The organism is Kitasatospora sp. NPDC043950, from assembly GCF_056435345.1.
The window spans coordinates 1-11,602 of the sequence record NZ_JBWKER010000106.1 but is presented as its reverse complement, the minus strand read 5'-3'; the positions used below and the strand labels follow the sequence as shown (position 1 = coordinate 11,602).

Here is an 11,602-nt window from a genome sequence, read left to right as displayed (position 1 = left end):
CCCCCCCCCCCCCCCCCCCCCCCCCCCCCCCCCCCCCCCCCCCCCCCCCCCCCCCCCCCCCCCCCCCCCCCCCCCCCCCCCCCCCCCCCCCCGCTGCGTTCCCCCGGGTGGCTCCCGTCTCAGATACTAGGAAATCCAAGTATTCGTGCAGACACGGCCCGGGCCCGGTCGTACCGTGGAAGGGCGATACGGCGTGCCGACCCTGTAGACAGGGCGTTCGGCCCGTGTCCGCGTGCGCCTTCACGGGCAGGCGATCCCTGCCCCCGCGCGTACCCCTCCCCCTCCCGCGCCCTTTTCGGGGCGCCGCTTCCAAGGAGCCCGGTATGCCCCTCACTGCCGACCGCCACGCCACCCCCACCCCCGCCGCCACCCCCGTCCGCGCCCCGCGCCGTCGCCGGGCCGCCGAACGGAACCCCTTCGCCGCCGCCGCCCTGCAGCGGGCGCTGGACCGCCGCGACAACGGCGGCTCGACCGGGCACCTCTGACGGGAACCGCTGGCGGGCGTCGTCGGCGGTCTGTCCGTCAGGTGTTGTCGGGCGGCGCCCCCGCGGCTTCGCCAGCCCGCCGCCGGCCCGGCCGTTCATCCGCCGAATAGGCCGCTCGGGCTGCCGTCAGGTCACCCGGTCGAGTGCAACCGGCGTCCGTCCGAGGGAAGTTGCTCGCGCTCGTCGGCGCGATCATCCTAATTTGGGGCCCCCGGAAGGGTGATCGACGTTCGCGCGGGCGGGCGTCAGCGACACGGTGTGCGGATCAGTCCCCCTGCCGGGGGAAGAGGGCCCAGTGCGTCTGCCATCCGTCCGCCGACCCATCACCCGGATCGGACTCACCCTGGCCCTGCTGGCCGGGAGCGCGGCGCTCGCCGCCACCCCGGCCTCCGGCGGGCCCCCGACGGAGCCGTCGAGGGCCGGCCGAACGGCCTCCGTCCTGCTCGAACTCGGCACCGAGCCGGCCGGGCCCGCCTGGCGGCGCGCCGCCGACGGGGCCCGGCGGGCCCAGCGTTCCCCGGAGGCCGCCCGCCGGGAGGCCTCGGACGCCGGCGCCGCCCAGCGGGCCAGGGCCGGCGAAGCCCTCGACCGGCTCGCCGCGGCCGTCCACCGGGCGGTGCCCACCGCCGGCGAGCTCTACCGCACCCGCACCCTGATCACCGGCCTCGCCGTCAACGCGCCCGCCGACCGGCTGCCCGCCCTGCGCGCGCTGCCCGGCGTCCGGGCCGTCCACCCGATCGTCCGCAAGCAGCGGGACAACGCCTACTCCGTCCCGCTGATCGGCGCCCCGCAGGTCTGGGCCGGTGCCACCGGCGACGGCAACACCGGCCAGGGGGTGCGGATCGGGATCATCGACAGCGGCATCGACTACACCCACGCCGACTTCGGTGGCCCCGGCACCGAGGCCGCCTTCCGCTCCGTCGAACGCGGCAAGCCCGCCCCGCCCGACCTGTTCCCCAACGCCAAGGTGATCGGCGGCAAGGACCTGGTCGGCGACGACTACGACCCCGACCCGTCCTCCCCGCACCACCAGCCCGTCCCGCACCCCAGCGACAATCCGATCGACTGCGACCGCAACGGGCACGGCACCCACGTCGCCGGCACCGCCGCCGGCTACGGCGTCACCGCCGACGGCCACCCGTACACCGGCCCCTACCGGCCCGGACTCGACCCCGCCGGGTTCAAGGTCGGCCCCGGCGCCGCCCCCGGCGCCCAGTTGTACGCGATCCGGGTCTTCGGCTGCGACGGCTCCACCGACCGGCTCGCCCAGGCCCTCGACCTCGCCGCCGACCCCAACGGCGACGGCGACCTCGGCGACCGCCTCGACGTCGTCAACCTCTCCCTCGGCAGCCGCTTCGGCAGCCCCGACGACACCGACGCCCTCGCCGTCGACCGGCTCGCCGCCCTCGGCACCGTCGTGGTCGCCGCCGCCGGCAACGACGGCGACGTCTACGGCATCGGCGGCAGCCCCGGCACCGCCGCCCGGGCCGTCACCGTCGCCGCCTCCGTCGACCAGCACAGCGACACCGACGGCCTCACCGTGCTCGCCCCCGCCGACCTGGCCGGTGTCGTCCCGGCCCACTGGAGCGAGCGCTACCAGGGCTGGTCCAGCGCCGACGTCAGCGGCCAACTCGCCCTGCCCGCCGACCAGTCCGACGGCTGCGCCGCCTACAGCGAAGCCGACCGGCAGCGGCTCGCCGGGAAGATCGCCGTCCTCACCTGGCGCACCCGCGACTCCGAACGGGCCTGCAACTCCGGCCCCCGCGCCGACCACGCCGCCGACGCCGGTGCGATCGGCGCCCTCTACGCCGCCGACACCGACCACCTCGCCGAGATCTCCGGCAACGACCGCATCCCGGCCGCCCTGCTCGCCCACGCCGACGGCGAACGGCTCCGGCAGGCCGCCGCGGCCGGGCCGGTCGAGGTCCGCCTCGCCGCCCCCGGCAACCCGCTGCACGGTTCCGTCTCCCAGAACCAGCCCGCCCGCACCGACACCCTCACCGACTTCTCCTCCCGCGGCATCGGCGTCCCCGGCATCGTCAAACCCGACCTCGCCGCCCCCGGCGAGACCATCTGGTCCGCCCTCGTCGGCAGCGGCAGCGGCGGCCAGCGCGAGGACGGCACCTCGATGGCCACCCCGCACATCACCGGCCTCGCCGCCCTCGTCCGCGCCGCCCACCGCGACTGGCCGGTCGAACAGCTCAAGGCCGCGCTCATGAACACCGCCGTCGACACCTGGCTCGGCGACGACCACGGCGGACCGGTCTACGGCCCCGAGCGCACCGGCGCCGGCCGCGCCCAGGTCGACCGGGCCGTCCACACCCCCGTCGTCGCCTACGCGGCCGGCGACGGAGCGGCCGAAGGCAGCGTCGGCGTCTCCTACGGGCCGGTCGAGATCGCCGGGCCGACCGCCCTCGGCCGCGACATCGAGGTGCGCAACCACGCGGACCGGCCGCTGAGCTACCGCACCGGCTACGCGGCGGCCACCGAACTGCCCGGCGCCACCTTCGAGGTGACGCCGGACCAGGTCGACGTCCCGGCCGGCGGCACCGCGCGGGTGCACGTCACCCTCGCCGTCCCCGGGGAACTGGGCCGGGCCCCCGACCCCACCATCGACACCGTGCAGGACGGCAAGGCCCGCAGCTACCGCGCCGAACTCTCCGGCCGCGTCCTGCTCACCCCCGTCACCGACCCGGCCCTGCCCCAACTGCGCGTCCCCGTCCTCGCCGCCCCGCGCCCGGCCACCGACCTCACCGCCACCGCCGCCGCCCGCACCACCCGGGACGGCACCGTCCTGATGCTCGGCGGCAGCGCCGCCCCCGGCAACCGGCCCGGACTCGTCACCGCCCTCACCCTCGGCGGCGAAGGCACCCGCTGGGCCGACTGCCCGCCCGACAGCGAAGCCGCCGTCGGGCCCGGGGCCGGCATCCGGCCCGACGACGGAGCCGAGCCGGCCGACCCCCCGCAGGACGTCTGCGTCCAGCAGCCCGGCGACCGGGCCGCCAACCTGCGGGTCGTCGGTGCCGCCACCAGCTCCGACCTGCTCTACGTGGGCGCCCAGCTCTGGGCCCCGGCCGCCACCCCGGTCGGGCTCTACGGCGTCCGGGTCTCCCTGGACACCGACGGCGACGGCACCACCGACGTCATCCTCGAAGCCGACCGGCTGCGCGGCAGCGACGTCCTGGTCTCCCGCGCCCTCGACGCCCGAACCGGCGCCGAGCTCGACGTCCAGCCGCTGAACGGCCACTGGGGCGACACCGACACCGCCCTGCTGGACGGTGACGCCCTCGTCCTCCCCGTCCGGCTGAGCGCGCTCCCGGGCGTCCGGGAAGGCCACAGCACCATCCACTACGGCGTCTGGACCAGCACCGTCGCCCCCGGCACACCCGACCCGGCCGAGTCCTACTCCGCCATCGGCCTGCGCGGCACCCGCCCCGTCCTGGCCCTCGACGTCCTGCATCCCGCCGTCGACATCCGTGCCGGCCTCGGCGGCCCCGCGGCCCTCGCCACCCCGGTCCGGCCCGGCACCGTCCTCGACATCCACCGCACCCCCGGCGACACCTCCCGCCTGCTCCTGCTCCACCACCTCAACCCCGCCGCCCGCCGGAGCCAGGTGATCACCCTCCCCTGACCGCACCTGCCCGAGGGGCGGCCCGCCGACCTGGCGGGCCGCCCCCGTGCGTTGTGCCGCGCCTCGGTGACGGGGCTCCGTGGTGCCGACGGCCGTCTGCCGTGCCCGGCAGGGTGCTTCAGGCCTGGTCGCCTCAGCCCTGGTCAATGGCCTGGGCGGCCCGGGCGGCGAGCCGACGGGTGCGGCGGGGTGCGCGGGCCGGGCGGCGGGAGAAGCGGGTGAAGACGGCGACCAGGGCGAGGGCGGCGGCGGTGGCGGAGCTGACGGTGAGGCCCTCGGTGAGACCGGGCGGGCGGAAGGAGCAGGCGATGCGGTCGGCGCCGGCGCCGAGCGGGACGCCGATCATGCCCAGGACGGGCGTCGGCGGGACGTACCGGCCGCCGCCCGCCGCGCAGGTCCAGCCCTCGGCGGCCGGGACGGACAGCAGCGCGGTGCCGGTGGAGCCGGCCGGGAGGGTCGCGGCGAGGGTGTGCCCGCCGGCCGCCACGCCGGTCGCGCCGGTGGCGGTGAGACGGGCGACGGCGTCGTCCAGGGCGCCGGGCCGCAGGCAGCCGATCGGGCGGGCCGGGATCTGGCCGACCGTGTCGGAGCGCAGGGTCACCCGGACCGTCCCGTCGGCGGGGACCGGCCCCAGCCGGTGGATCGCGACGGCGGTGGTGGGCTGTTCGCCGTCGCTGCGGTAGGTGGTGCCGAGACCGCTGACCGTGCCCCGGTACCAGACGCCGTGGAAGTAGGCCGTGCCGCCGGGGGTGCAGGCCGCGGTGAGGACGGTGCCCTCGGCGCCGCCGGGCAGCGACCAGCCGCTGGTGCCGTGCAGGGTGGGCGCCGGGCCGCCGGCCGGGACGGGCAGCGGGGCCTCGTACACCCGGCTGCCGAGCAGTGACTCCTGCCGGGACCAGACCGAGGAGGTGTCCGGCCGGGCGCCGGGCGGCAGCACGGTGACCAGCGGCGGTGCGGCGGCCCGCCCGGGGGTGAAGCCGGCCGGGGGCGGCCCGTCGTCGAGGTGGGAGCGGACGGCGAACAGGGCCTGCCCGACCGGATCGGTGACGCTGGCGGTCTGCCGCCCGCCCGCCGTCCAGCCCGCGCCGAGGTCGTGCAGCAGCAGGGCGGCGACGGTCGGCAGGTAGCCGCTGAAGTAGCCGCCGCCCTGGCCGTCGAGCAGCAGCGGATCGTTGGTGGTGAAGGCGTGCGGGCCGGGGTCGCTGCGGCCCCGGGGCCACGCGGCGCCGTCGCGCACCGCCGCGTACCCGGCCCGGACGGCGCTGGCGGAGGCGGTGTCGGCCGGGGCGGCGGCGAGCGCCGCGTACCCGGACCAGACGGAGTTGCCGAGCACCGCGCCGGCCAGCACCCAGGTCGCCAGGGCGGTGGCCCGGCGGTCGGTGTGCCGGCGGTCGAGGGTCCAGAGCGCGGCGAGCAGGACGACCCCGCCGACGGCCAGCAGTGTCCAGGTGGAGGCGCGGACCGAGTGCCGGCCCGCCGCCAGCGCGGCGATCACCGCGACCACGGCGGCGCCGCCCAGCAGGGTGAGCCGGTCCGGCCGGTGCGCCAGCGACACCCAACCGGCCAGCACCAGCAGGCCGCTGAGCGCGAACGCGACCCGGTACGGCCCGCCGGCCGGGATCGCCAGACCGTGCCAGACCACCACGGTCGGGGTCCAGACGAAGCTGAGCACCACCAGCACCAGCGCCCCGCACCAGACCGCCCGCTCCCGCACCCGCACCCGCCGGTTGAACGGCAGCCCGCACACCAGCAGCAGCCCCAGCAGGCCGATCGCGACGTCCGGCAGCGGCCGCCCGCCGTGGGTGGCGGGCAGCAACTGCGCGAGGTGCCCGCCGAGCCCGGACGGGCCGAGCGGCTGCACCGGGGACTCCGGCTGGGCGCCGTGCGCGGCCCGGACGGCGACGAACAGCACGGGCGAGGCGAGCAGGACGCCGGTGGTGGCCATGGTGAAGGCCCGCCCGGCGACCCGGACCCGGTGGCGCAACGGCCGCGGGGTGGCGAACAGGCGGACGGCCAGCAGCAGCCCGGCCATCAGGGTGGCCAGCGCGGCGGTGTACAGGTTGCCGGCCCAGGCGAGGGTGACGCACAGCGAGCCGGCCACCCAGCGCCGCTCGCGCAGGCACCAGTCGGCGGCCAGGCCGAGCAGCGGCAGCGAGACCAGGCCCCAGAGCCACATCGGCGCCGCCCCGCCGACGTCGAGCACCCAGGCGCAGAGCCCGTACCCGACGGCGGCGAGCGCCCGCAGCCAGTGCGGGCCGGCGTGCAGCCGGCCGAGCAGGTGGGCCATCAGGGCGGTGCCGAGGCCGATGGTGGCGAGGGTGACCAGGAGGAGCGCGAACCGGCCCTGGTCGCGGGGGAGGAGGGCGGTCGCCCAGGAGAACGGGTTCATCAGGTAGGCGAAGAAGTCGGCGAGGAACGGGACGCCGTAGCCGCTGTTCCAGTTGAACAGGAGGTCCCCGGCGGCCCGCCCGTGCATCAGGTCCCACAGGTGGGCGTGGTACGGCAGGGCGGCCTCGCCCGCCCCCGTCGGCCACGCCCCGCGCAGCCCCACCGCGAGCGCGTACCCGCCCACCGCCAGCCCGGCCGCGCTCCCGCAGACCAGCACATCCCGTCGCCGCACGCCCATCTGCTGCTCGACCCCGTTTCCGCGAGGGATTGCCGGACCCCGTCACCCTAAGCGCGCTCCCCGCACGGATCAGGCCCCCCGCGCTCCCTCGTAGGGGTGATGAGGTGGCAGCCCGGCGGATCGGCCTGCGATGGTGCCCCCGTGGAAAGGGAACCCGACCTTGCGATGCCGGGGTGGCTGCGCCCTCCGGCTACCGGCTACACCGCGGACGACCTGGATCGGCTACGGGATCTCCCGCCCCACACCGAGCTGCTCTTCGGTGGCCTGGTCTTCTCCGCCCGTCAGACAACGTTCCATGCCCGGACGTCCGGATGGTGGACGCCGGGTGTCAGCCCCTGGGACACCGGAGTAGGGTCCGAGCATGTCTCGCACGATTCGTCTCGCAGTTGTCCCGGGTGACGGCATCGGCCAGGAAGTGGTGGCCGAAGGTCTCAAGGTCCTGGGTGCCGTGCTTCCCGCCGAGGTGAAGCTGGAGACCACCGAGTACGACCTCGGCGCCCGGCGCTACCACCGGACCGGGGAGACCCTGCCGGACAGCGTGCTGGCCGAGCTGAAGTCGCACGACGCGATCCTGCTGGGCGCCATCGGCGACCCGAGCGTGCCGTCGGGCGTGCTGGAGCGGGGGCTGCTGCTGAAGCTGCGGTTCGCCTTCGACCACCACATCAACCTGCGTCCGGGCCGCCTGTTCCCCGGGGTGAAGTCCCCGCTGGCCGGCACTGAGTCCGACGGCGCGTCTCCGACACGACGAGCCATCGACTTCGTGGTGGTCCGCGAGGGCACCGAGGGCCCGTACGTCGGCAACGGCGGCTCGCTGCGCACCGGGACGCCGCAGGAGGTGGCCACCGAGGTCAGCCTGAACACCGCGTTCGGCATCGAGCGCGTGGTGCGCGACGCCTACCGCCGGGCCCAGGCGCGTCCGCGCAAGAAGCTGACGCTGGTGCACAAGAACAACGTGCTGGTGCACGCCGGGCACCTGTGGTCGCGGATCTTCGCGGAGGTCGGCCGGGAGTTCCCGGAGGTCACCACCGACTACCTGCACGTCGACGCGGCGACGATCTTCTTCGTCACCCAGCCGGAGCGTTTCGACGTCATCGTCACCGACAACCTGTTCGGCGACATCCTGACCGACCTGGCCGCCGCCGTCACCGGCGGGATCGGCCTGGCCGCGAGCGGCAACATCAACCCGGGCGGCGAGTTCCCGTCGATGTTCGAGCCGGTGCACGGTTCGGCGCCGGACATCGCGGGCCAGGGCAAGGCCGACCCGACGGCCACCGTGCTGTCGGTCGCCATGCTGCTGGAGCACCTGGGCTTCGCCGCCGAGGCCGCCCGGGTGGAGGCCGCCGTCGCGGCGGACCTGGCCGAGCGCACCGGCACCCGCAGCACCTCCGAGGTCGGCGACGCGCTGGTCACCCGAGTAGCCGGCTGACGGGCCGGATCCGCTTGACGGACTCCGGCCCACGGGCCGGGGCCGACAACGGTCGCGGCCCGGCGGGCCGCACCACATAACCGCAGCTTGCAGCTCCCCAAGGAGCGGGCAGCTGTTCGGCACGGCCCTCTGGATGCGAGTATCGACAGTGGGTCGTGCCGTTGTGCGTTCGTTCCGGTGCTGGTTGGCCGCGGCGGGCACCCGGCGGTGGCGGCCCGGACCTACCCCACGGTGAAGGAAACAGCCATGAGCACGCCCACCCAGGCGCCCATCACGTTCGACCTCAAGCCTTCCGCCCACCCGCTGCCCACCGCGGAGCGCGAGGCCCGGCTGACCAACCCCGGCTTCGGCCGGGTCTTCACCGACCACATGGTCACCATCCGCTGGACCGAGGGCGTGGGCTGGCACGACGCCCAGCTGGCGCCGTACGCGCCGCTGGAGGTCGACCCGGCGAACATGACCCTGCACTACGGCCAGTCGATCTTCGAGGGCCTCAAGGCCTACCGCCAGGCCGACGGCTCCATCGCGAGCTTCCGCCCGGAGGCCAACGCGGCCCGCTTCCAGGCCTCGGCCCGCCGGCTGGCGATGCCGGAGCTGCCGGTGGAGACCTTCGTCGAGGCCGTCGAGCTGCTGGTCCAGCAGGACCAGGCGTGGGTGCCGAACGAGCCCGAGCAGAGCCTGTACCTGCGTCCGTTCATGTTCGCCACCGAGGTCGGTCTGGGTGTCCGCCCGGCGAACTCCTACCTGTTCATGATCATCGCCTCGCCGGCCGGCGCCTACTTCCCGGGCGGCGTCAAGCCGGTCTCGGTGTGGCTGTCCAAGGAGTACGTCCGGGCCGCGCCCGGCGGCACCGGCGCCGCCAAGTGCGCCGGCAACTACGCCGCTTCGCTGATCGCCCAGGCCCAGGCCGCCGAGAAGGGCTGCGACCAGGTCGTCTGGCTCGACGCCGCCGAGCACCGGTGGATCGAGGAGATGGGCGGCATGAACCTGTACTTCGTCTTCGGCGAGGGCAAGGACGCGAAGATCGTCACCCCCGAGCTGTCCGGCGCCCTGCTGCCCGGCATCACCCGCGACTCGCTGCTCCAGCTCGCCACCGACCTCGGCTACGCCGTCGAGGAGCGGAGGATCTCCACCGACGAGTGGCAGCAGGCCAACGCGGACGGCACCCTCACCGAGGTGTTCGCCTGCGGCACCGCCGCCGTCATCACCCCGGTCGGCTCGGTCAAGTCGGCCGCCGCCGACTGGACGGTCGGCACCGGCGAGCCCGGCCCGACCACGATGGAGCTGCGCCGGGCCCTGCTGGCCATCCAGGGCGGCCAGACCCCCGACACCCACGGCTGGCTGCACAAGATCGTCTGAGGCGGCACCCGCTCCGGCCTGGCCCGTTTCGCATCGCGAGACGGGCGGGCCGGATGCCGGGACGTGTGCCAGACTGCGAACGTGTCCTCGCTGTCGCTGATTATTAACAGCAGGCGCGCCGGTCCGCAGTGACCGCTCCCGCAGGACCCGATGCGGAGCGACCACCAGCGTCCAGACCCGCGCGCAGACCTCTCGCACCCGCGAGGGGTTTTTTCGTTTTTCGGGCATCGCCCCGATCAACACAGCCTCCGGACCGGCCGGGAGCCCCCACAAGGGGCTCGGGGACACCGGAGCCGCGCGCGGGATGCTGGACAGTGGAGCCGGGACTCGCAATCCGGCAGAGCAGTACGAACCTCCCCGAACGGAGAACCAGGGGTCATGACCGAGGTCAGCCGTACCGACGACAGTTTCCACGTGTTCGACACCACCCTGCGCGACGGCGCGCAGCGGGAGGGCATCAACCTGACGGTGGCGGACAAGCTGGCCATCGCGCGGTACCTGGACGAGTTCGGAGTGGGCTTCATCGAGGGCGGCTGGCCGGGGGCCAACCCGCGCGACACCGAGTTCTTCGCCCGGGCCGCCGCCGAACTGGACCTCCGGCACGCCCGGCTGGTCGCCTTCGGCGCCACCCGCCGGGCCGGCGGCAAGGCCGCGGAGGACCCGCAGCTGGCCGCGCTGGTCGCCTCGGGCGCCCCGGTCGTCACCCTCGTCGCCAAGGCGCACGACCGGCACGTGGAGCTGGCGCTGCGCACCACCCTGGACGAGAACCTGGAGATGGTCCGGGACAGCGTCGAGTTCCTGCGCGCGCAGGGGCGGCGGGTGTTCATCGACTGCGAGCACTTCTTCGACGGCTACCAGGCGAACCGCGAGTACGCGCTGGCCGTGGTCCGCACCGCGCACCAGGCAGGGGCGGACGTGGTGGTGCTGTGCGACACCAACGGCGGGATGCTGCCGGCCGGCGTGCGGGAGACCGTCGCCGACGTCCTCGCCGTCACCGGCGCCCGGTTGGGCATCCACGCCCAGGACGACACCGGCTGCGCGGTGGCCAACACGCTGGCCGCGGTGGACGCCGGCGCCACCCACGTCCAGTGCACCGCCAACGGCTACGGCGAGCGGGTCGGCAACGCCAACCTGTTCCCGGTGGTCGGCGCGCTGGAGATCAAGTACGACCGGCGGGTGCTCCCCGAGGGCCGGCTCGCCGAGATGACCAGGCTGTCGCACGCGATCGCCGAGGTGGTCAACCTGACCCCCTCCACCCACCAGCCGTACGTCGGCTACTCGGCCTTCGCGCACAAGGCGGGCCTGCACGCCTCCGCGATCAAGGTCGACCCGGACCTGTACCAGCACATCGACCCGGAGCGGGTCGGCAACACCATGCGGATGCTGGTCTCCGACATGGCGGGCCGCGCCTCGGTCGAGCTCAAGGGCAAGGAGCTCGGCTACGACCTGTCCACCGACCGGGACCTGGCCGGCCGGGTGGTGGCCAAGGTGAAGGAGCAGGAGAACCTCGGCTACACCTACGAGTCCGCCGACGCCTCCTTCGAGCTGCTGCTGCGCGACGAGGTGCGCGGCGGCCGGGACCGCTTCTACACCCTGGAGTCCTGGCGGACCATCAGCGAGCAGGGCCCGAACGGGTTCACCGGCAACGAGGCGACGGTGAAGCTGTGGGCGAAGGGGGAGCGCCGGATCGCCACCGGCGAGGGCAACGGCCCGGTGAACGCGCTGGACCAGGCGCTGCGCACCGCGCTGGAGGGGATCTACCCGCCGCTGGCCCGGTTCGAGCTGGTGGACTACAAGGTCCGCATCCTGGAGGGCCAGCACGGCACCGGCTCCAAGACCCGGGTGCTGATCGAGTCCACCGACGGCACGTCCACCTGGTCGACCGTCGGGGTGGCCGACAACGTGGTGGCCGCCTCCTGGCTGGCGCTGGAGGACGCCTACACCTACGGGCTGATCCGGGCCGGCCTGGAGCCCACCGAGTAGCTCACCGGGCAGCCCGCCGGGTGACTCGCCGTGGGGGGGGGGGGGGGGGGGGGGGGGGGGGGGGGGGGGGGGGGGGGGGGAGGGGGGGGGGA

6 protein-coding genes are annotated in these 11,602 nt (G+C 75.3%); 5 read left to right on the top strand and 1 reads right to left on the bottom strand.

The annotated features are described in order from the left end of the window. The first annotated feature begins 323 nt into the window (after positions 1-323). On the top strand, positions 324-485 hold the full coding sequence (locus tag AC07BF_RS37025) for a hypothetical protein (RefSeq protein ID WP_350887612.1): 162 nt from the start codon (positions 324-326) through the stop codon (positions 483-485). 295 nt (positions 486-780) lie between these two features. Further along, entirely contained in the window at positions 781-4,116 is a 3,336-nt protein-coding gene (locus AC07BF_RS37020; RefSeq protein WP_478334548.1) for a S8 family peptidase, read from the top strand. 133 nt (positions 4,117-4,249) lie between these two features. Here the strand turns inward: AC07BF_RS37020 and AC07BF_RS37015 are convergent, their stop codons facing one another. Then, entirely contained in the window at positions 4,250-6,736 is a 2,487-nt protein-coding gene (locus tag AC07BF_RS37015) for a YfhO family protein (RefSeq protein ID WP_478334547.1), read from the bottom strand. A 367-nt stretch (positions 6,737-7,103) separates the two neighbouring features. Between AC07BF_RS37015 and AC07BF_RS37010 the strand changes: the two genes are divergently transcribed. From AC07BF_RS37010 to cimA, 3 genes are all read left to right on the top strand, one after another. After that, the gene (locus tag AC07BF_RS37010) at positions 7,104-8,168 is read left to right on the top strand and encodes a 3-isopropylmalate dehydrogenase (protein WP_363589462.1); all 1,065 of its coding nucleotides are present in this window, start codon (positions 7,104-7,106) and stop codon (positions 8,166-8,168) included. A 246-nt stretch (positions 8,169-8,414) separates the two neighbouring features. Next, entirely contained in the window at positions 8,415-9,527 is a 1,113-nt protein-coding gene (locus AC07BF_RS37005) for a branched-chain amino acid aminotransferase (RefSeq protein WP_363589460.1), read from the top strand. 378 nt (positions 9,528-9,905) lie between these two features. After that, a complete protein-coding gene (gene cimA, locus AC07BF_RS37000; RefSeq protein WP_363633581.1) occupies positions 9,906-11,510 on the top strand; it encodes a citramalate synthase in 1,605 nt (534 codons plus the stop codon). The last annotated feature ends 92 nt before the right edge of the window (positions 11,511-11,602 follow it).

What these genes read in the sequence shown, in the direction of transcription:
- AC07BF_RS37010 (WP_363589462.1), top strand. Translation starts at nt 7,104, where the DNA reads ATGTCTCGCACGATTCGTCTCGCAGTTGTCCCGGGTGACGGCATCGGC.
- AC07BF_RS37005 (WP_363589460.1), top strand. Translation starts at nt 8,415, where the DNA reads ATGAGCACGCCCACCCAGGCGCCCATCACGTTCGACCTCAAGCCTTCC.
- AC07BF_RS37025 (WP_350887612.1), top strand. Translation starts at nt 324, where the DNA reads ATGCCCCTCACTGCCGACCGCCACGCCACCCCCACCCCCGCCGCCACC.
- cimA (WP_363633581.1), top strand. Translation starts at nt 9,906, where the DNA reads ATGACCGAGGTCAGCCGTACCGACGACAGTTTCCACGTGTTCGACACC.